The following is a 20431-nucleotide window of genomic DNA, read 5'->3' on the forward strand; positions in this document are numbered from 1 at the left end:
GGTGCGCGGGTCGGCGGCGCGCCGCCGTGGGTGCCCGGCGGCCTTGGCGGCTGCAACCTACTGGATGCCGGTAAACCCGAGCAGGCCGTCGTCGACCGGCTCACCGCCGACGCCGACTCCTACACCTGGGTGGCGGCCACCATCGGATCCAGTTGCGCCTCCGGATATCAGCTCGCCTCGGGGCATCCGGTCATGTCGGTCGGCGGCTTCAACGGATCGGATCCGTCCCCGCCGCAACCCCAATTCGAGCGCATGGTCGTCGCAGGCAAGATCCACTATTTCATCGTCGTCGGCGCGAACGACGATCTCTCCGAGAACGATCCGTCGGTGCACCTGAACAACAGCGGCCTGATCCAGCAGTGGGTGGAACGCAATTTCACGCCGCTGAAGTTCGGCAACGTGACGCTATATGACCTGACCGTGTGATCGACCGCGACGCGGCGGGTTCCGTCTCGGGCCACCACCTACACCGCCGCAAAGTGAAACGGGAAGCAGGCAAACTGGACCCCCATTAGGGTGGCAGTTGTGCGCGTCCTGGTGATCGGCTCCGGTGGTCGTGAGCATGCGCTGGTGATGGCGTTGCGGCGCGACCCCGAGGTCGACGGGCTGATCGCCGCGCCCGGCAACGCCGGCACCGCGGCCGTGGCCGAGCAGCACGACCTCGACATCACCTCCGGTGAAGCGGTGGCCAAGCTGGCCGCCAGCGTGGGCGCGGATCTGGTCGTAATCGGCCCCGAGGTTCCGTTGGTGCTCGGCGTCGCCGACGCGGTGCGCGCGGCCGGTATCGCATGCTTCGGACCGTCGGCGGAGGCAGCCCGTATCGAGGGCTCGAAGGCCTTCGCCAAGGACGTGATGGCCGCCGTCGGCGTCCGCACCGCCCGCAGCGAGATCGTCGACAACCCGGCGCACCTCGACGCCGCGCTGGACCGATTCGGCCCCAACCACACTGCCGATGCGGCCTGGGTGGTCAAGGACGACGGGCTGGCCGCGGGCAAGGGAGTCATCGTCACACCGGATCGGGCAGCCGCACGGGCCCACGCGGCCGGATTGCTGGACGCCGGACATCTCGTGCTGCTGGAGTCCTACCTCGACGGGCCCGAAGTGTCGCTGTTGTGCGTGGTCGACGGCGAAACCGTGGTGCCGCTGCTGCCGGCCCAGGACTTCAAACGTGTCGGCGACGGCGACGCTGGTCCGAACACCGGCGGCATGGGCGCATATGCGCCGCTGCCGTGGTTGCCCGACGAGCTAACCGCGCAGATCGTCTCCGAAATCATTGAACCCGTTGCGTCGGAACTGGTTCGGCGTGGGTCGCCGTTCAACGGTGTGCTTTACGCAGGACTGGCGATCACCTCATCGGGTCCGGCAGTGGTCGAATTCAATTGCCGCTTCGGCGATCCCGAGACGCAGGCCGTGCTCGCGCTGTTGGACTCGCCGCTCGGGCAGCTGCTGCAAGCGACCGCGACCGGCGCGCTGGCCGAGCAGCCGAAGCCGCGTTGGGATCCGGGCGCGGCCGTCGTCGTGGTGCTGGCGGCCGAGAACTATCCCGGTCGCCCGCGGGTGGGCGACGTCATCCACGGCGCCGAAGGGGACGGAATCCTGCACGCCGCAACCGCCCGCCGCGATGACGGCGCATTGGTGTCCACCGGCGGACGGGTGCTGTCGGTGGTGGGCACCGGCCCCGACTTGTCCGCCGCGCGGGCGGCGGCGTACCAGAAGATCGAGTCAATCCGGCTGCCGGCCAGCCACTTTCGGCATGACATCGCACTCGCAGCGGCCCAGGGGCGGATCCGCGTTTAGGCCACCAGCAGCGGGGCCATCCAGATCAGCTCCGCCGGCAGCTGCTGGCTCCAGAATCCGTCGTCGTGACCGCCCGGGGAGAATCCGCCGGACGGCGGGGTGGGCAGCTGGGCGATGAACTGCTTGGTGGCCGAGTAGAACGGATCGCTGTTACCGCAGTCCACCCGGATCGGAATCGACCCCAACTGCGGCAGGCCGAACACATTGTTGGCCGACCACTCGTCGGCGCTGTCGAACGCACCGGGCGCGGTGGCGCCGTATGACATCCACAACGCCGGGCTGACCGCGCAGATCGCCGCTGTGCGGGACGGGCCGAGGTGCGCGCCGAGCAGCAGCGCCCCGTATCCGCCCATCGACCAACCGAGGAACGCCACGCGCGACGTGTCCAGGCCCTTGCCGTCCAGCATCGGCAGCAACTCGTTGAGCACCATCGCACCGGTGTCCTCACCGGACGCCCGCTTGTGCCAATAGCTTCCACCGCCGTCGACGCTGACGACGGCGAGCGGTGGCAGGCCGGCGGCGAGGGCCTGCGCCAGTCCGTTCTCTACCTCGCCGGCCATCACCTTGGCCGCGTCGCCGCCCTTGCCGTGCAGTGCGATTACGGGCCGCAATGCCTTGGTCTGTCCCGGCGGGCGGGCGATGGCCCAGTTGGTGTCGATGCCGCCGCGGGCGGCCGATTTGAACGACCCGGTGAGATAAGTCGGCGCCGCGTTGGGCGGAGGCGCCGGCTCGAGTGGGGTGGGCGGTGCGAGCGGCGGAAGCGATGCGCCGGCTCCGGTCATCGACACCTGCGTTGTTGCCGGGCCACGCAGACCGCCGATCGCGTAGGAGCCCGCGGCTCCGAGGGCCGCACCGGCGCCGAGGCGCAACAGCGCGCGGCGGGTGAGCTGAGGCATGCGCGTCATCATGCCAGTGCGGCCAAGGTTTTGTGCGAAAGGGCAATGTAGTACCGGGCTGCCTGGCAGCATGACTAGGCATGACAGCCGCGGTCACCCGGAAGGGTGAACGCCGACGGGACGCGTTGGTGAGCGCCGCCGCCGAATTGCTGTGCGAGCGGGGATTCGATGCGGTGCGCCATCGCGCCGTCGCGCGACGGGCGGGCATGCCGCTGGCGTCGACCACCTACTACTTCTCGTCGCTCGACGATCTGATCGCCAAGGCCGTCGAGCACGTCGGCGAGCAGGAGGCCGAGCAGCTGCGGATGAGGTTGGCCGGGCTGTCGCGTCGTCGCCGCGGCGTTGAGTCGACCGCCGACGTGTTGGTCGACCTGCTGTTGGGGGATTGCCCCACAGCGCAGATCAGCGAGTGGCTGATATCTCGCTACGAGCGCTACGTCGTCTGCGCCCGGCAGCCCGCGCTGCGGGCGATCCAGCGGCGCATACGACAGCAGCGTGCAGACGCGGTCGTCGAAGCGGTCGAACGATCCGGTCGCTCGGTGCAGACCGATCGGGTGACGGCGTTGGTTTGCGCTGTCGACGGTGCGGTGGTGGCCGCGTTGGTGGATGACGGGAACAGTGCCCGGGCCTCCGCCAGAGCAACTTTGGTCGACGTGATCGACGCGCTGGCGCCGTTCGGCTAGGACCTCGCATTACGGCCGTAAGCTTGGCTTTTGTGAGTATCCCCAACGTCCTGGCGAGTCGGTATGCCAGTGCTGAGATGGTCGCCATCTGGTCGCCGGAGGCCAAGATCATCGCCGAGCGCCGACTGTGGCTTGCCGTCCTGCGCGCCCAGGAGGCATTGGGCGTCGACGTACCGGCGAACGCGCTCGACGACTACGAGCGCGTGCTGGACACCGTCGACCCGGCGTCGATCGCCGCCCGGGAACGGGCACTGCGCCACGACGTGAAGGCCCGCATCGAGGAATTCAATGCGCTGGCCGGCCATCAGCAGGTGCACAAGGGCATGACCAGCCGGGACCTCACGGAAAACGTTGAGCAGCTGCAGATCCGGCTATCGCTGGAACTCGTGCACGCACACGGCGTCGCGGTGGCCGCGCGGCTCGCCGAGCGGGCCGTGCAGTACCGCGACCTGGTCATGGCGGGCCGCAGCCACAATGTCGCCGCGCAGGCAACCACGCTGGGCAAGCGGTTCGCGTCCGCGGCCCAGGAAACGCTGGTCGCGTTGACGCGGCTGCGCGAGCTGATCGATCGCTATCCGCTGCGGGGCATCAAGGGCCCGATGGGCACCGCGCAGGACATGCTCGACCTGCTCGACGGCGAGCCCGATCGGCTGGCCGAACTCGAGGACCTCGTCGCCGAATTTCTCGGTTTCGAAACCGTTCTCACCAGCGTTGGGCAGATCTATCCGCGGTCGTTGGATCACGACGTCGTCTCGGCGCTGGTGCAACTCGGCGCGGGCCCGTCGTCGCTCGCGCACACCATCCGGCTGATGGCCGGGCACGAGCTGGTCACCGAGGGCTTCGCGCCGGATCAGGTGGGCTCGTCGGCGATGCCGCACAAGATGAACACGCGCAGCTGTGAGCGGGTCAACGGACTGCAGGTGGTGCTGCGCGGCTACGCGTCGATGGTCGCCGAACTGGCGGGGGCGCAGTGGAATGAGGGTGACGTGTTCTGCTCGGTGGTGCGTCGCGTCGCGCTACCCGATGCGTTCTTTGCGATCGACGGGCAGATGGAGACGTTCCTGACGGTGCTGGAGGAGTTCGGCGCGTATCCGGCGGTGATCGAACGCGAGCTCAATCGCTACCTTCCATTCTTGGCGACAACCCGAATCCTGATCGCGGCGGTGCGCGCCGGAATGGGGCGGGAAGCCGCACACGAGGTGATCCGTGAGCATTCGGTCGCGGCCGCGCTGGCGATGCGAGAGGGTGAGGAGCCGCGGCTGCTGGACCGGCTGGCCGACGATGAGCGGCTGCCGCTCGACCGGGCGTCGCTGGACGCCGCGCTTGCCGACCGGCAGGCGTTCACCGGCGCGGCGGGTCGCCAGGTCGACGCGGTCGTGACCGCCGTGCAGGACCTTGTCGACCGCTACCCCGAGGCGGCCAAGTACACCCCCGGCGAGATCCTGTAGCGATGTTCTCGGCGTTCTGCCGGAGCCAGTCATCGACCATCGATAACCCACATACTCGAAGTTCTTGAATCCCTATCAATTGCGAGTAGGGGTATGTAATATGCCGCCTACCGAGTAATTCGGTTTGTTGGATGGTCGAACTTCCCGGGTCGTGCGCCGGCCTTTGAGAACGCAACAAGGGAAAGGGGGCATGGGATATGTCGAGAAAAGTCAACGTGAAGTGGGTCGATGACAGCGACGGTAAGTCCCTGGCCGATGAGAGGCTGAAATTCGCTCTCGACGGTGTCCACTATGAGATCGACCTGTCGGCCAAACACGCGAAGAGGCTGCGCGATCAACTGCGGCCGTGGATTAAGGCGGGCCGTCGCGTGGGCGGTCGCAAACGCAGGTATTCCGGTTTCGGTGGCGGGTACTTGGAGCCCCTCGACCGCGAACAGCACGCCGTGATCCGGGAGTGGGCAATTCGGAATGGCTACGGCGTCGGCAGACGGGGCCGGATACCGCGCACCGTGGTGGCGGCGTTTCAAGAATCCGCCTGAGTTTCATCTGGCGGTTTTGCGCGCCGTTAGCGCACGGAAGCCGGTCGGCGCCGGACGCCCGCCGACCGCAGTTCCAGCGTGGCGAGGCCGCGGATCACCGCGGCATCCTGTCGTCGCCAGCCGGCGACGGGGTCGATGTCGACCGCGGCAAGCCGCCGAAGCGGGCGGGTCGTCAACGCCCGCAACGCCAGCAGCTGCTCACCGGCGGGCGTCGCCGCCAGGCCGAGCACCGTCCACTTGCGCCTGAAGAACCTCAGCCGAAGAAACAGCCACGGCATCGCGATCGTGAGGATCGGCGGCGCCGCCACCGCCAGCGCCAACAACACCGCTAGCCACGTCACCGTGGTGTTCAGATTGTGGCCGGCGCCGGCCATGTCGAGCGCGGCCTTGGCCGCCGCGCCCAGCGGCTTGCTGAGCGCATCGCCGATCAACGGCACCTTGTCGGCTCGGTGGCTGGCCGAGTCGAGGTTGTGGGCAATGCCGTTGGCGTCGTGTTCCACCTGCCGACCGAACTCGGCGATCGTGTAAACCGCTGAATGCACTGCGATCCCGATCAGCACCCACAACGTCGTCCAGGTCACCACAACCAGGTCACTGACCAGTTGCAGGAGCAGCCGGCCCGGGGTGCTGGCATAGGGCAGATATCGCGAAGTCATGGCGTCGATCCCAACACAAACCGGGCCGTTCGGTCCGGCGGGGAGCAGCGCGGCGACCCGGGGGAATACGCTGACCCGATGCGCCCCGCTCTGTCCGACTATCAGCACTTGGCCAGCGGCAAGGTTCGCGAGCTGTACCGCATTGACGACAAGCATCTGCTGTTCGTTGCGACCGATCGCATCTCGGCGTACGACTACATCCTGGACAGCGAGATTCCCGACAAGGGACGCATCCTGACCGCGATGAGCGTGTTCTTCTTCGACTATCTCGACGCGCCCAACCACCTCGCGGGCCCGGCCGACGACCCGCGCATTCCCGAGAAGGTGCTGGGCCGCGCACTCGTGGTGCGAGAACTCGAGATGCTGCCCGTCGAATGTGTGGCTCGCGGCTATCTGACCGGCTCCGGGCTGATCGACTACCAGAAGACCGGCGAGGTGTGCGGGATCGAATTACCGGCCGGGCTGGTCGAGGCCAGCCGATTCGAGCGGCCGCTGTTCACGCCGGCCACCAAGGCCGAACAGGGCGCGCACGACATCAACATCTCGTTCGACGACGTCGTCGACCTGGTGGGAGCCGATCGCGCCAACGAGTTGCGCGAGCGCACGCTGGAAAACTACATCCAAGGCGCCGACCATGCGCTGAGCCGGGGCATCATCATCGCCGACACCAAGTTTGAGTTCGGGGTCGACACCGACGGCAATCTCGTGCTTGCCGACGAGGTGTTCACGCCGGACTCGTCGCGGTACTGGCCCGCCGACGAATACCAGGAAGGCGTCGCGCAAACCGCCTTCGACAAGCAGTTCGTGCGCAACTGGCTCACCGACCCGGAATCGGGCTGGGACCGCTACGGCCCGGAACCGCCACCGTCGTTGCCGCCGGACATTGTCGCCGCGACCAGGGCACGCTATGTCGAAGCCTACGAACGCATCTCGGGATTGCGGTTCGACGACTGGATCAAGCCGTGACGGCACCGGAGGCCAAGCGGGTCGAACATCGCCGCGAGTACCACGGCGACGTGTTCATCGACCCTTACGAGTGGCTTCGCGACAAGTCCAACGCGGAGGTGATCGAGCACCTCAACCGCGAGAACACCTACACCGATCGGCTGACCGCGCACCTGGAGCCGCTGCGGCAGAAGATCTTCGACGAGATCAAGTCACGCACCAAGGAGACCGATCTCACCGTGCCGATCCGCCGCGGCCAGTGGTGGTATTACGGACGCAGCTTCGAAGGCAAGCAGTACGGCGTGCAATGCCGTTGCCCGGTAATGAAACCCGACGACTGGACACCCCCGCGGCTCGGCGACGACACCGAGATTTCCGGCGAACAGGTGCTGCTCGACGAGAACGCCGAGGCCGAGGGTCACGACTTCTTCGCGCTGGGCGCCAGCAACGTCAGCCCGGACGGCAATGCGTTGGCCTACTCGGTCGACGTCGTCGGCGACGAGCGGTACACGTTGCGGTTCAAAGACTTACGCACCGGCGAGACATACCCCGACGCGATCACCGGAATCGGTGCGGGAGTGACGTGGGCGGCCGACAGCCGCACCGTGTACTACACCACGCTCGACGACGCCTGGCGGCCCGACACCGTCTGGCGACACCGGCTCGGTTCCGGCCAGCCCGCCGACCGGGTCTACCACGAACCCGACGAGCGGTTCTGGTTGGCGGTCGGACGCACCCGCAGCGACAGGTACATCCTGATCGCGGCGGGATCGGCGATCACCTCCGAGGTTCGCTACGGGGATGCGCTCGATCCGCGCGCCGAGTTCACGACCGTACTGGAACGACGCGATGGCATCGAATACTCGGTCGACCACGCCGTCGTCGGCGGCCAGGACCGGTTCCTGATCCTGCACAACGACGGCGCCGTCAACTTCACGCTGGTGGAGGCTCCGGTCAACGACCCGTCGGCGCAGCGCACGCTGATTCCGCACCGCGACGACGTTCGCATCGACTCGGTCGACGCATTCGCCAATCACCTGGTGGTCAGCCACCGGCGCGAAGCCTTGCCGCGCCTGCAGATCTGGCCGCTCGCCGACGACGGCGAATACGGGCAGGCCCGTGACGTCACGTTCGACTCCGAGCTGATGTCGGCGGGCTTGGGCGGCAACCCGAACTGGGATTCCCCGGTGCTGCGGATCGGGGCCACGTCGTTCCTGACGCCGGTCCGCGTGTACGACATGGAGCTCGCCACCGGGCAACTCACGCTGCTCAAGGAACAGCCGGTGCTCGGCGGCTACCGGCGCGAGGACTATGTCGAGCGACGCGATTGGGCGGTCGCGGGTGACGGCGCCCGCGTCCCGGTGTCGATCATTCACCGCGCCGACCTTCGGTTCCCGGCACCGGCACTGGTGTACGGCTACGGCGCCTACGAGTTGTGCGAGGATCCGCGGTTTTCCATCGCGCGGTTGTCGCTGCTGGACCGCGGCATGGTGTTCGTGATTGCGCATGTGCGCGGTGGCGGCGAGCTGGGCAGGCTGTGGTACGAGCACGGCAAGCTGCTGGAGAAAAAGAACACGTTCATCGATTTCGTCGCGGTGGCAACGCATCTGGTCGACACCGGCGTCACCCGGCCGGAGAACATGGTGGCGCTCGGCGGCAGCGCGGGCGGGCTGCTGGTGGGCGCGGTGGCCAACCTCGCACCCGAGTTGTTCGCCGGCATCCTGGCCCAGGTGCCGTTCGTCGACCCGCTCACCACGATCCTCGATCCGTCGCTGCCGCTCACCGTCACCGAATGGGACGAGTGGGGAAACCCCCTGCGCGACAAGGACGTCTATTTCTACATGAAGTCGTATTCGCCGTATGAGAACGTCGAGGCCAAGCAATATCCGCAGATCCTGGCGATGACGTCGCTGCACGACACTCGAGTCCTCTACGTCGAACCGGCCAAATGGGTAGCGGCACTGCGATACACCAAGACCGACGCTCATCCGGTGCTGCTGAAGACCCAGATGAGCGCCGGCCATGGTGGCATCAGCGGACGCTACGAACGCTGGAGGGAGACCGCGTTCCAGTACGCGTGGTTACTGGATGCCGCCAAGGCCAACGGCGACGGCCGCGCCTAGGTACACGACCTCCAACACACTTCGCACCGGTAGCCGCGAGTTCATCGACTTCGGCGGGTAGGGCATCCGGGCCGCATGGACGTTCGCCGGGAACATCACCAGCATCAGCAGAAACAGACAGACGGCCGCGGCGACCCGGGTGGCCGGGATCAGCAGTCCGATCGCGCCTGCCAGCTCAAGCACGCCGGTGATGGTGACCAGCAGGGCGGGCCGGGGCAGCCGCGGCGGCACGATCGCGATCATGTCGCGCCGCAACGGGTTGAGGAAGTGCGCCGCCCCGGTTAGCAGGAACATCGCCGCCAAGCCCACCGCGATCGCCTTGGGCCAGCTGTCGACGTAGTCGACGCCCAGCCGGCCGACAACGCGCGCACCCAGGGTGCCCAGGACGAGGGTGAGGATGACGGCCATTACCAGCTCCAATCTAGACAGTGACAAGATGACAATAGGGACGGATCTAGCCACTGTCAAGATGTTCCGTTAAAATAAAAAAATGCGGCGAGGTTCCTATCACCACGGCGACCTGCGCGCGGAGATTCTGTCGGGGGCGGCCAAGCTGGTGGCCGAGCAAGGTGCCGACGCGGTGTCGCTGCGGCAGCTCGCGCGGCATTCCGGGGTGTCCCACGCCGCGCCAGCGCACCACTTCACCGACCGGCGCGGGTTGTTCACCGCCCTTGCCGCCGAAGGCTTCCGGCTGCTGGCCGAGGCGCTGACCGATGCGCGGCCGAACTTCATCGACGCCGCTGCGGCCTACGTTCGGTTCGCGATCGACCATCCCGGGCACTACGCGGTGATGTTCGACCGCTCGCTCGTTGATTCCGGCGATCCGGAACTCGTTGCCGCACAGGCGGCCGCCGGCGCCGAATTGGCGCAAGGGGTGAGGACTTTGGACGACCCACACGCCGCGGCCGATCCGGCCGGTGCCGAACTGGCGGCGTGGTCGCTGGTGCACGGATTTGCGATGTTGTGGTTGAACGGCGCCGTGCCGTCCGACGTTGCGCGGTCCGATCCAGAGCCGACGGTGGAGCGGATCGCGCGGATGTTGTTCGAGGGCTAGCTTCTAGTGCGCGAGCACGGGCGCCGCCGGGGCAGCCGACGACGTGGTGGCCGGCTTCTTGGGCAGGAACACCGCGGGTATCAGCGTCGACACCACCAAACACACCGCGACGACGAACACGACGGTGTAGGCGTGCGACAGGTCGCTGGTCAAGTGCTCCGTGAAGTTCGGCGCCAGCACCTGCGGGGGCAGCCTCGTCGGGTCCGGCGGGACGCCGTTCTTGGCGGCTTCCTGCTGTAGCGCGGCGGCCTTGTTTGCGGCTGAGACGTATTCGCTGCGGTTGAACTGGCTGGTCAGAATCACCGACATCAGCGCGGTGCCGATCGAGCCGGCGACCTGCTGGTTGACGTTGATCAGCGTCGAGGCGCGCGCCACCTGGTGCGGCGGCAGGCTCTGTACCGCCGAACCCGACACCGGCATCATCGTGCAGCCCATGCCCATGCCCATGACCGCCAACCCGACGAGCAGCACCGGCAGGTAGGCGTCGTGCTGGTGGACCCCGTAGGCGAAGGTGGCCATGCCGGCGGCGATCAGCGTGATACCGACGAGCACCACGTAGCCGGGGCCGCGCTTGTCCATGAGCCGGCCGCCGATCGGCATGGTCAGCATCGCGCCCAAGCCCTGCGGGATCAAATGAACGCCGGACTGCATCGGCGTCTGGCCGAGCAGCTGCTGAAAATAACTCGGGAACAGCAACCCCGCGCCGAAGAACGCGATCGCGAACAGAAACATCGTGGTGTTGGCCAGTGTGAGGACGCGGTTCTTGAACAGCCGCAGATCGATCAGCGGGTGACCGGCGCGGAACAGTGCGTGGAGCACGAACCCGATGATCAACGCCAGCCCGATCGACGCCGGGATCCACACGTGCCGGTCGGAGGCGGTGCCGCGGCCGGGTATCGACGACACCCCGTAGAGGAACGTCGCGAGGCCGGGCGAGAGCAGCAGCATGCCGGTGAAGTCGAACTTCTCGGCGGGATGCGCCTCGTCCGTGGGAAAGATCACCACAGCGAGGACCACGGCGAGGAATCCGATCGGAAGGTTGATCAGGAAGATCCACTGCCAGCTGTAGGAGTCGATCAGCCACCCGCCAAGGATCGGACCGCCGATCGGGCCCAGCAGCATCGGGATGCCCAGCACCGCCATCAGCCGGCCCAGCCGCTTCGGGCCGGCCTCGCGGGTCAGGATCGTGAACGTCAGTGGCATCAGCATGCCGCCGCCGAGGCCCTGCACGACCCGGAAGGCAACCAGCAGCGTTATGTTGGGCGCCATCGCGCACAGGAGCGAACCGAGGGTGAAGAACAGCACCGAGCCGATGAACAGCCGTTTGGTGCCGAACCGGTCGGCGGCCCAGCCGGTCAACGGGATCACGGTGGCCAGCGCCAGCGTGTAGCCGGTCATGGTCCATGCGACGACGGCCTGGGTTGTGCCGAACTCCCTGATGAATGTGCGTTGAGCGACGCTGACAACGGTGGTGTCGAGGATTGCCATCACCGTGGCGAGCACGCAGACTGCTGCGATCTTCAGCAGGTCGGCGTCGAGACGGTCGGGGTATTCGCCGGCGGGCGGGTCGCTTTGGTTGGGGACGGCGCCGCCTGGCTTTGGGTCTACAGCGCGATGGACCACGCGAGCTAGAGTACGAAAAATTAGCTAGGCGGCCAAGCTAATTGTGGGCAGTGCACAGTCCCTGATAGCCAAATCGCAACCTTTCGTCAGCGTGTTCGACACGGCCAGGCCATCAGGCGTCGCGAGAATATTGGTGTGCTTGGACAACTGATTGTCTCGGTTTCCGGGGTCAGTGACCGCACCGCGGATGAGGTCGCCGAGTTCTGCGCACTGCTTGATTCGCGTAGCGTCCCGGTGTCGTTCCTGGTGGCGCCGCGGCTGAGCGGTGGCTACCGGCTGCACGCCGACGCGGCCACCGCGGACTGGCTGCGCGGCAGGCGCGATCGCGGGGACGCGATCCTGCTGCACGGTTACGACCAGGCGGCGACCAAGAAACGCCGGCCGGAGTTCGCGACGCTGCCCGCCCACGAGGCCAACCTGCGGCTGATGGCCGCCGATCGCGTGCTCGAACACGTGGGGTTGCGCAGTCGGCTGTTTGCACCGCCGGGATGGCTGGCATCGCCGGGGACGGTTGCGGCATTGCCGCGCAACGGTTTCCGCCTGCTCGCCGCGATGGACGGAGTGACGGACCTGGTCCGCCAGACGACGGTGCGGGCGCGGGTCCTTGGCATCGGGGGCGGCTTCATCACCGAGCCGTGGTGGTGCCGCACGCTGGTGCTGTCTGCTGAGCGGACGGCCCGCCGGGGCGGCATTGTCCGGCTGGCCATCACCGCCAAGCAGCTGCGGCGATCGGGCCCGCGCCAGGCGATCGTCGACGCGATCGATCTGGCGCTGATGCACCGGGCCACGCCGACGGTTTACCGGTGGCCGGACCAGCCGGTACTCCTCGACGCGGCCTAGCACCCAGCCTGGGCGGCTACCGTGAGCGCATGGCAGATAGCGACGTCATTGTGGTGGGCGCCGGGCTCGCCGGCCTTGTTGCGGCGTGCGAATTGGCGGATCGCGGGCGCAGCGTGCTGGTCGTCGACCAGGAAAACGCCGCCAACCTCGGCGGGCAGGCGTTCTGGTCGTTCGGCGGCTTGTTCTTCGTCGACAGCCCCGAGCAGCGTCGGCTCGGCATCCGCGACAGTCACGAGCTAGCGCTGCAGGACTGGCTGGGAAGCGCCGGATTCGACCGGCCCGAGGACCATTGGCCGCGGCAATGGGCGCACGCCTACGTCGACTTCGCCGCCGCCGAGAAGTACAGCTGGCTGCGGTCACTCGGGTTGCGGCTGTTTCCGTTGGTGGGTTGGGCGGAGCGCGGCGGTTACGACGCGCGCGGGCACGGCAACTCGGTTCCGCGCTTTCACATCACTTGGGGCACTGGGCCGCGACTCGTGGAAATCTTCGCGCGGCGGCTAACGGAGCGGTCCAACGTCCGCTTCGCGCATCGGCACCGAGTCGACGAGCTGGTCGTCGAGGCCGGCGCGGTGACCGGAGTTCGCGGCACCGTGCTGGAGCGGTCGGACCAGCCGCGTGGTGTGGCATCGTCACGAAACAGAACCGGGGATTTCGAGTTCCGCGCCTCCGCGGTGATCCTGACCAGTGGCGGCATCGGCGGCGACCACGACCTGGTGCGGCAGAACTGGCCTCGCCGGATGGGTCGCGTTCCGGACCAGTTGCTTTCGGGTGTGCCCGCCCACGTCGACGGCCGCATGCTGGCCATCGCCGAAGCCGCCGGGGCGAACCTGATCAACCGCGATCGCATGTGGCATTACACCGAGGGCATCACGAACTATGATCCGGTGTGGCCGCTGCACGGCATCCGCATCATTCCCGGGCCATCGTCGCTGTGGTTGGACGCGACCGGCAAGCGGCTTCCGGCTCCGCTGTATCCGGGCTTCGACACGCTGGGCACTCTGGAATACATTGCTCGCTCCGGCCACGACTACACGTGGTACATCTTGAACGCCCGCATTATTGCCAAGGAATTCGCGCTGTCGGGCCAGGAACAAAATCCCGATCTGACCGGTCGCAGTGTGCCCACGCTGCTTTCGCGGGTGCGTTCCGGAGCTGCGCCGCCCGTGCAAGCGTTCGTCGACCGAGGCGCGGACTTTGTCAGTCGGGATCACCTGCGCGACTTGGTGTTTGCGATGAATGAGTTGCCAGACGTGATCCCGCTGGACTACGCCACCGTCGAGGCCGAGGTCACCGCGCGCGACCGCGAGGTGGCCAACCGGTTCACCAAGGACAGTCAAATCACCGCGATCCGAGCGGCACGGGGATACCTCGGCGATCGCTTCACCAGGGTGGTGGCGCCGCACCGGCTCACCGATCCCAAGGCGGGGCCGTTGATCGCCGTCAAGCTTCACATTCTGACTCGAAAGACATTGGGCGGTTTGGAAACCGACCTCGACGCCCGGGTGCTCAAGCCGAACGGCGCGGTGTTCGACGGCCTGTACGCCGCGGGCGAAGTGGCCGGCTTCGGTGGCGGCGGTGTGCACGGCTACCGCGCGTTGGAGGGCACATTTCTTGGCGGTTGCCTCTTTTCGGGCCGGGCCGCGGGCCGCGGCGCTGCCCGGGATATTGGGTGACGATCCGCGCAGAAATAGGCGGCGTTAGATCTCGGTGGCGTTCTCGGGTCGCAGCACCTGGAAGTCGGCGCGTCCCATCTCCGAGTAGCGTTGGTAGTAGATGGCATACGCATCCGGATTCACGATGCCTTGGTGAATCGGAATGGCGCGCTGCGGGTTCACCGCGCGCAGATATTCGACGCCCTCGGAGATCTTCATCCAGGGCGCCGCGGCCGGGAGCGCGAGCACGTCCACGGGCTCACCGGGGATGAACAGCGAATCACCTGGATGCATCAGACGCGCGGCATGCTGGTCATCGCCGATCAGATACGAAATGTTGTTTATCGCAGGAATTTCCGGGTGGATGATCGCATGCACGCCGCCGCGGCCACGCACGCGAAGCCCGTTGATCGCCAATTCGTCACCGGGATTGACCGCGCGCCACGGATCGCCGAGCTGAGCCGCGGTCTGCGGATCCGCATACAGCGCCGCGCCGGGATTGGCCTCGACCAACGCGGGCAATCGCGCGGTGTCGACGTGGTCGGGATGCTGATGGGTAATCAGGATTGCCGACAAGCCGGTGATGCCCTCGAATCCGCGCGAGAAGTTGCCCGGATCAAATAACAGCATGGTGCCGTCAAAGTCGGCAAGCAGACAGGAATGGCCGAAATGCGTCAATTGCATGACCCCGATTCTGCTCCGCGCTGCCCTGGCTTCGGTATCCTGCCGCCCTAGGGGGTATGCGCGTGAAGCGACTGGTAACCGCCCTCGGGGTGGCGGTGTTAACGGTCGGCTGCTCGTTGCTGGTCGATGTGCCGGTGCAGGCGCATGCCGCACCCGATAATTGCCCGCCGGCCTGCGACCGCATTCCGGACGCGGCCTGGATTGACCCGTCGGCGATCCCGCTGCATACGACCTACTCATGGCCGACGCTGTCCGCACTTGCGGTGACCGCCACCAAGCCCCGGTTCCAGTTCGAGGAACTCTGCGCGAAACCGCCGCCGCACGCTGACCCGCGCGAGTACGCCGTCGCCGCGAAGGCCCTCGTCATCAACCCACCCGGCCAATGGCAACTTCAGGTCCAGGTCATCCACTGGCGCGGTGACGTGTGGCTGGGTGGCCAGAACGCCGACGCGACCATAGCGGCGGCGGCCTGGGGACTGCGCACCTGTCAGCTCAGCGCACCCGCCGTCTCGCCGTCGGTGACGATCGACCAACCGGGGCGACTCGCCGCGGTGATCAGCGGCAGCGCAGCCACACCGGTGGTCGCCCATCAATACCTGGCGTCGCATCCGGCCAGCGGAACGGTCGTCGAACTTGCGATGTGGGCCTCGTCGCCGCCGCTGGTCGGCTGGCCGACAGTCAACGATCAGCAGGTGCTCGACGCGCTGATCACGCCGCTGTGCACGGCCTACATCGGTTCATGCGGCTAACCGGGTGCACGGCGAAACCACCGGTAGAGTTGTCGCCGAGCAATCGGCAGAGAGCGAGGAGCCGCGGGTGGCCCGGGTGGTTGTGCACGTGATGCCCAAGGCCGAGATCCTTGACCCGCAGGGGCAGGCGATCGTCGGCGCGCTGAGCCGCCTTGGCCACTCCGGCATTTCAGATGTGCGGCAAGGCAAGCGATTTGAGCTCGAGGTCGACGACAGTGTCGACGACGTGCAAGTCGCCCAGATCGCCGAGTCGCTATTGGCCAACACCGTCATCGAGGACTGGACCGTCAGCAGGGAGCCGTCGTGACCGCGCGGGTCGGGGTGATCACGTTTCCCGGGACGCTGGACGACGTCGACGCCGCCCGCGCGGCCCGCCTGGTCGGCGCCGAGGTGGTGAACCTGTGGCATGCCGACGCCGACCTGAAGGGCGTGGATGCGGTGGTGGTGCCGGGTGGTTTTTCCTACGGCGATTACCTGCGGGCCGGTGCGATCGCGCGGTTCGCGCCGGTGATGGGTGAAGTGATTGCGGCGGCAAGCCGTGGTTTGCCAGTGTTGGGTATCTGCAACGGTTTTCAGGTGCTGTGCGAGGCCGGCCTGCTGCCGGGCGCGCTGACGCGCAACGCCGGCCTGCATTTCGTGTGCCGCGACGTGTGGCTGCGAGTCGCTTCCAACACCACGGCGTGGACGTCGCGTTATGAACCCGGCGCCGACCTGCTTGTGCCGCTCAAATCCGGCGAGGGCCGCTTCGTCGCGCCGGAGCCCGTGCTCGACGAGCTCGATGCCGAGGACCGGGTGGTGTTCCGCTATCGGGACAACCCAAACGGCTCGATGCGCGACATCGCCGGCATCTGTTCGGCGAACCGCCGCGTGGTCGGTCTGATGCCGCATCCCGAACACGCGACCGAGGCGCTGACCGGCCCGTCCGACGACGGCCTCGGTCTGTTCTACTCGGCGCTGGATTCGGTCCTCGCGGCCTGAATTACGCGGCACCGCGTGCCGACACTTATGCCGTCGTCCACCCGCGATACCACCTCACCACGGACGCGTGCCGCTTTTCCACACCGGTGTCGGACTCCGGCTATAAGCTCCACCTATGGCGAGGTCGGCGGGACACGCGTGGTGGCCATGGAGTTACGGGAACTGACCGCGTTCGTTGCGGTGGCCGAGGAGGGCGGAATGTCGGCCGCGTCGCGTCGCCTGCACATCAGCCAGCCGGCGTTGTCGCAGACGGTCAGTTCCCTCGAGCGTCAGCTCGGCCTCCAGCTCCTCGAGCGCAGCAGCACCGGAGTGCGGACCACCGACGCTGGCGCCGTACTGTTGTCAGAGGCGCGGGCAATTCTGGCCCGGCACGACCAGGCTGTGCGTGCGATGGCCCAATTCGCTTGCGACGGATGCGGCGTCATCCGACTCGGGGTGCCGCTGGAATTGCCGTCCGGAATCTTACCGCGCGCCATGGCGAAGTTCGCGACGCAGCATCCCCAGACGCGCATTGTGCCGCGGCATCTGTCCACCGCGCGACAGCTGGCCGCGCTGCGCGATGATGAGCTCGATCTCGCCTTGGTGCGCGAACGACCGATCGGGCGCGACGTCGACGCGATGCTGGTGGTGCGGGAAAACCTGGGTGTGCTCCTGGCGGCGGAGCTGGCCGATCGCATCGTGGGGCCGGACGGCGTCCGCCTGGACGCCCTGTGCGGGTTGGACTGGGTCGGATTCGCGCGCTCCGGGAGCCCGGCGTGGTACGACGAGCTGACGGCGATCTTGCGCAGCCACGGCATCGAGGCCGGTCCGCCGCCGCCCGACGACCATGACCTGATTCCCGACGTGAAGTTCGTCGGGGTCGGCGCGGGGCGGGCGTTCGCGCTGGCGCCGGAGAACTGGGATCAGCCGCTGCCCGAAGGCATCACCTGGTCGCGGCTGATCGACCATCCCCTGGTGCGGCGTACCTGGCTGGTATGGCCCGCTGATTCGCGCCGCCGCGACTTGGCCCACCTGGTCGCCGCGTTCGACGTGCCGGCCTGATCAAGGTGCGATCGCGGCCTGGCCGCCCGTCGCCTGCAGGATCGTGCCGTTGACGTAGCTTGCGGCCGGCGATACCAAAAACGTTACGGCGTTGGCGATTTCGTCGGCCGTGGCCGCCCTGCCGAGAGCGGTTAGCCGGCCCAGGCCGTCGGTGAGACCCGGTGTCACCGCGGTTCCTGGAGTTTCCGTCGGTCCGGCTTGCACGGCGTTTACCCGCACCCCGGAACGACCGAACTCGTCCGCCCACACGCGGGTCAACAGCTCGACCGCGGCCTTGGTCGCGCCGTATATGCCGCCGGTTCGAGCCGGCACGGCAGCGGCGATGGTACTGAGGTTGACGACAGCGCCCCTGCCCCGTTCGGCCATGCCGGGCACCAGCTGCTGGACCAGGATGAACGGCGCGCGCACGTTCAAGTTCAGGTGCTCGTCGAAGAACGCGTCATCGCTGTCCGCGGTGGCGGCGAACTTGTAGACACCGGCGTTGTTGATCAGGATGTCGACGGGGCCGGCCTCGGCGGCCAGGCGACGCACGTCGTCGGCATCCGCCAGATCGGCCGTTACGAAACGTGCCTTGCCGCCGGCCTTTTCAATTTCGCGGACCGTTTCGGCGCCGCGTTCGGCGCTACGTCCGTGCACGACCACCTCGGCGCCGAGGGCGGCCAGCTGCAGGGCGATCGCTCGGCCGATGCCTGCGGTCGCGCCCGTTACCAACGCGGTGGAACCTTCGAGTGTCCTAGCCATGAAACCTCCTCGCAAAACGTTTCGGACCTCCAGTAAGCACCCAAGCGGTCGGCCGTAATCCGGTTCGCCCATAGCGGTTGCCTATGGCGAGCTATTTTGGCCAGCGTGTGGGCCCGTGTGGGCCGCTATTGGGTCAGCGCCACCGAGGCCTCTGCGGTGTAGACGATGAACGTCAGCGTCTCCTGCAGGTACAGCCGCACCGTGTCGGCATCGTGGCTGGTGTAGCCGATCGCCACGTCGGTTCCGAGCTGCAGGTCGAAATCGCCGCCCCGGGTGGTCAGCACGAATGCACCGTCGATGGCCGGCGCCCAGATGATCTCGCCGTCGACCAACCGGTTCAGGTGCTCGCGGATCGGATAGCCGTGCTCGGTGGTCTCGCTGACGATGGTGTAGGTATCGGGCGACAGCAGCACGGAGTACGGGCCGTCGACCCCGGCCAGTCGTAGTTCGGACAGTGCTTGGGAGATGACGTCGGGGATCTCGCGCGCGTCGTCGGGCAACGCCAACGCCGGGTTCGAACTGGTCTGCCGGATGCCCTCGATCGACGCGGCGGCATACCCCTCGAATATCGCGCGGTCCTCGACGAACGCCAGTTTCTTGGCGGCGTCCTTCACCGGATCCCAGTCGGAACCCTTGGAGCCACGCTCTACATCGTCGATCTCGGTGCGCGACAACGTGAATGGCACTCGCAGCCGTACCAGCGGTTGGCTGGCCCGCAGGTGCGCTATCACTCCGCCGGTCGGCGCGTCGACGTCGACCAGTCGGCCCGTGGTGACGGCTGCGGTGGTCGGGCCGCCGGGTTCACTGACATCGACAACCCGCCGGCCGGCGATGTGGCGCTTGAACGTCCGCGCGGCCTCCAATTCGATTTCCGCCCAAGCCAGTTCGGTAATCGGAGCAAGCTCGCGATACAGGTTGTTCATCAGCGGGTCCCTTTCAGGCTGCCGATCCTCAACGAGCCCTCATACCCGGATGTGAGTTGCGGCGCCGGCGTCCGTGCTAAGGCGGCCGCGCCGGGCAGCGGCGGCGGATCGTTGAGAAAGTCGACGGTGGGAACGAAGAACATGCCACCGGTGACCGCGGTGGAGAAGTCCAGGATCCGGTCGGTGTTGCCGGGCGGATCGCCAAGGAACATGTTGCGCAGCATCCGTTCGGTGACGGCGGCCGTGCGTGAGTACCCGATGAAGTACGTGCCAAATTCACCCTTGCCGAGCTCGCCGAAGGGCATGTTGTGCCGCACGATCTTGAGCTCGGTGCCCTCGGCGTCCTCGATCACGTTCAGCGCGAGGTGCGAGTCGGCCGGCTTCTCGTCGTCATCGAGCTCGATGTCTTCGAGCTTGGTGCGCCCGATCACCCGCTCCTGCTCGGTGACCGAAAGTGATTCCCACCCCGTCATGTCGTGGAGGTACTTTTGCACGTGCACGTAGCAGCCGCCGGCGAAGTCCGGGTCTTCGTCACCGATCCGCGTCGCGCTTTCGGCCAGCGGCCCGTCCGGGTTCTCGGTGCCGTCGACGAAGCCGAGCAGATCCCGGTTTTCGAAGAATCGGAAGCCGTGCACCTCGTCGACGACGGTGACGGCACCGGCCATCGCCTTGAGGATCTGGCCGGCCAACTCGAAGCAGACGTCCATCGCCTCCGCGCGGATGTGGAACAGCAGGTCGCCCGGTGTCGCCGGCGCGTCATGGCGCGGGCCGTTGAGCTCGATGAACGGATGCAGCTCAGCCGGCCTCGGCCCGGCGAACAGCCGATCCCACGCGTGCGAGCCAATGGATGCGATCACCGACAGCCGCTTCGCCGGATCGCGGAAGCCGACCGCGCGGACCAGACCGGACAAGTCCGGTAGCGCGTCGTGCACGGTTTCCTCGCCACCCTCATCGATGGTGGCAACGAGGAAGATCGCCGCGGGCGTCAACGGCGCGAGGACGGGCTGCGGCAGCGGCGGAGGCATCACCTGTGACATTAATGCCAATCGAATCGGTCAT

21 protein-coding genes and 1 pseudogene are annotated in these 20431 nt (G+C 67.1%); 14 read left to right on the forward strand and 8 right to left on the reverse strand.

Translation table 11 applies throughout. From position 1 onward, the window contains the following. Both VE759_RS09950 and purD read left to right on the forward strand, forming a co-directional pair. Positions 1-426: pseudogene (locus tag VE759_RS09950) on the forward strand (glycosyl transferase); the annotation flags it as partial. 99 nt (positions 427-525) lie between these two features. Next, complete coding sequence (gene purD, locus VE759_RS09955) at positions 526-1797, forward strand: phosphoribosylamine--glycine ligase (protein ID WP_324931119.1); 1272 nt, start codon at positions 526-528, stop codon at positions 1795-1797. On the opposite strand, the gene VE759_RS09960 is transcribed toward purD, so the two are convergent. Next, positions 1794-2705 carry an alpha/beta hydrolase gene (locus VE759_RS09960; RefSeq protein WP_324931122.1) on the reverse strand — a complete coding sequence of 304 codons (912 nt, stop codon included), beginning with the start codon at positions 2703-2705 and terminating at the stop codon, positions 1794-1796. The two genes, purD and VE759_RS09960, sit on opposite strands and share 4 nt — an antisense overlap. Before the next feature lie 68 nt (positions 2706-2773). Here VE759_RS09960 and VE759_RS09965 point away from each other — a divergent pair, with 68 nt between their 5' ends. From VE759_RS09965 to VE759_RS09975, 3 genes are all read left to right on the forward strand, one after another. Then, positions 2774-3376 (forward strand): TetR/AcrR family transcriptional regulator, encoded by a 603-nt coding sequence (locus VE759_RS09965; protein WP_324931124.1) that lies wholly within the window; start codon positions 2774-2776, stop codon positions 3374-3376. A gap of 32 nt (positions 3377-3408) precedes the next feature. Continuing rightward, on the forward strand, positions 3409-4824 hold the full coding sequence (purB, locus tag VE759_RS09970; RefSeq protein WP_324931126.1) for an adenylosuccinate lyase: 1416 nt from the start codon (positions 3409-3411) through the stop codon (positions 4822-4824). Between the two features lie 197 nt (positions 4825-5021). Further along, entirely contained in the window at positions 5022-5363 is a 342-nt protein-coding gene (locus VE759_RS09975; protein WP_324931129.1) for an Lsr2 family protein, read from the forward strand. Between the two features lie 26 nt (positions 5364-5389). Here the strand turns inward: VE759_RS09975 and VE759_RS09980 are convergent, their stop codons facing one another. After that, positions 5390-6019 (reverse strand): hypothetical protein, encoded by a 630-nt coding sequence (locus VE759_RS09980; protein ID WP_324931132.1) that lies wholly within the window; start codon positions 6017-6019, stop codon positions 5390-5392. 78 nt (positions 6020-6097) lie between these two features. Here VE759_RS09980 and VE759_RS09985 point away from each other — a divergent pair, with 78 nt between their 5' ends. Beyond that, positions 6098-6985 carry a phosphoribosylaminoimidazolesuccinocarboxamide synthase gene (locus VE759_RS09985; protein ID WP_324931135.1) on the forward strand — a complete coding sequence of 296 codons (888 nt, stop codon included), beginning with the start codon at positions 6098-6100 and terminating at the stop codon, positions 6983-6985. Further along, positions 6982-9087: a S9 family peptidase gene (locus VE759_RS09990; RefSeq protein ID WP_324931138.1), complete on the forward strand. Its 2106-nt coding sequence runs from the start codon at positions 6982-6984 to the stop codon at positions 9085-9087. The genes VE759_RS09985 and VE759_RS09990 overlap by 4 nt, the downstream gene beginning before the upstream one ends. On the opposite strand, the gene VE759_RS09995 is transcribed toward VE759_RS09990, so the two are convergent. Beyond that, positions 9046-9495, reverse strand: a complete 450-nt coding sequence (locus tag VE759_RS09995) for a DoxX family protein (RefSeq protein ID WP_324931141.1) — start codon at positions 9493-9495, stop codon at positions 9046-9048. The two genes, VE759_RS09990 and VE759_RS09995, sit on opposite strands and share 42 nt — an antisense overlap. An 82-nt stretch (positions 9496-9577) precedes the next feature. On the opposite strand from VE759_RS09995, the gene VE759_RS10000 reads away from it, so the two are divergent. Then, entirely contained in the window at positions 9578-10141 is a 564-nt protein-coding gene (locus tag VE759_RS10000; RefSeq protein WP_324931144.1) for a TetR/AcrR family transcriptional regulator, read from the forward strand. A 3-nt stretch (positions 10142-10144) separates the two neighbouring features. Here VE759_RS10000 and VE759_RS10005 read toward each other — a convergent pair whose 3' ends face one another. Further along, positions 10145-11764, reverse strand: a complete 1620-nt coding sequence (locus VE759_RS10005) for a DHA2 family efflux MFS transporter permease subunit (protein ID WP_414687874.1) — start codon at positions 11762-11764, stop codon at positions 10145-10147. A 135-nt stretch (positions 11765-11899) separates the two neighbouring features. Between VE759_RS10005 and VE759_RS10010 the strand changes: the two genes are divergently transcribed. Beyond that, positions 11900-12604: a DUF2334 domain-containing protein gene (locus tag VE759_RS10010; RefSeq protein ID WP_324931147.1), complete on the forward strand. Its 705-nt coding sequence runs from the start codon at positions 11900-11902 to the stop codon at positions 12602-12604. Between the two features lie 29 nt (positions 12605-12633). After that, positions 12634-14277, forward strand: a complete 1644-nt coding sequence (locus VE759_RS10015) for an FAD-binding dehydrogenase (RefSeq protein WP_324931150.1) — start codon at positions 12634-12636, stop codon at positions 14275-14277. 24 nt (positions 14278-14301) lie between these two features. Here VE759_RS10015 and VE759_RS10020 read toward each other — a convergent pair whose 3' ends face one another. After that, positions 14302-14940 carry an MBL fold metallo-hydrolase gene (locus VE759_RS10020; protein ID WP_324931152.1) on the reverse strand — a complete coding sequence of 213 codons (639 nt, stop codon included), beginning with the start codon at positions 14938-14940 and terminating at the stop codon, positions 14302-14304. A 62-nt stretch (positions 14941-15002) separates the two neighbouring features. Between VE759_RS10020 and VE759_RS10025 the strand changes: the two genes are divergently transcribed. The 4 genes from VE759_RS10025 (at position 15003) to VE759_RS10040 (ending at position 17708) form a co-directional block, all read left to right on the forward strand. Further along, on the forward strand, positions 15003-15689 hold the full coding sequence (locus VE759_RS10025; RefSeq protein WP_414687875.1) for an ATPase: 687 nt from the start codon (positions 15003-15005) through the stop codon (positions 15687-15689). Positions 15690-15756: 67 nt separating this feature from the next. Continuing rightward, entirely contained in the window at positions 15757-15996 is a 240-nt protein-coding gene (gene purS / locus VE759_RS10030) for a phosphoribosylformylglycinamidine synthase subunit PurS (protein WP_324931158.1), read from the forward strand. Continuing rightward, on the forward strand, positions 15993-16667 hold the full coding sequence (purQ, locus tag VE759_RS10035) for a phosphoribosylformylglycinamidine synthase subunit PurQ (protein WP_324931162.1): 675 nt from the start codon (positions 15993-15995) through the stop codon (positions 16665-16667). Before purS ends, purQ begins: the two co-directional genes overlap by 4 nt. A gap of 147 nt (positions 16668-16814) precedes the next feature. Then, positions 16815-17708, forward strand: a complete 894-nt coding sequence (locus tag VE759_RS10040) for a LysR family transcriptional regulator (protein ID WP_324931165.1) — start codon at positions 16815-16817, stop codon at positions 17706-17708. Here the strand turns inward: VE759_RS10040 and VE759_RS10045 are convergent, their stop codons facing one another. The 3 genes from VE759_RS10045 to VE759_RS10055 form a co-directional block, all read right to left on the reverse strand. Continuing rightward, positions 17709-18449, reverse strand: a complete 741-nt coding sequence (locus VE759_RS10045; protein WP_324931168.1) for an SDR family oxidoreductase — start codon at positions 18447-18449, stop codon at positions 17709-17711. A 125-nt stretch (positions 18450-18574) separates the two neighbouring features. Then, complete coding sequence (locus VE759_RS10050; protein WP_324931171.1) at positions 18575-19372, reverse strand: family 1 encapsulin nanocompartment shell protein; 798 nt, start codon at positions 19370-19372, stop codon at positions 18575-18577. Next, positions 19372-20397, reverse strand: coding sequence for a Dyp-type peroxidase (locus tag VE759_RS10055; RefSeq protein ID WP_324931174.1), 1026 nt, complete (start codon positions 20395-20397; stop codon positions 19372-19374). The genes VE759_RS10050 and VE759_RS10055 overlap by 1 nt, the downstream gene beginning before the upstream one ends. Positions 20398-20431: the final 34 nt, after the last annotated feature.

It is taken from the genome of Mycobacterium sp. (assembly GCF_035640695.1).
Taxonomy (GTDB): Bacteria; Actinomycetota; Actinomycetes; order Mycobacteriales; family Mycobacteriaceae; genus Mycobacterium.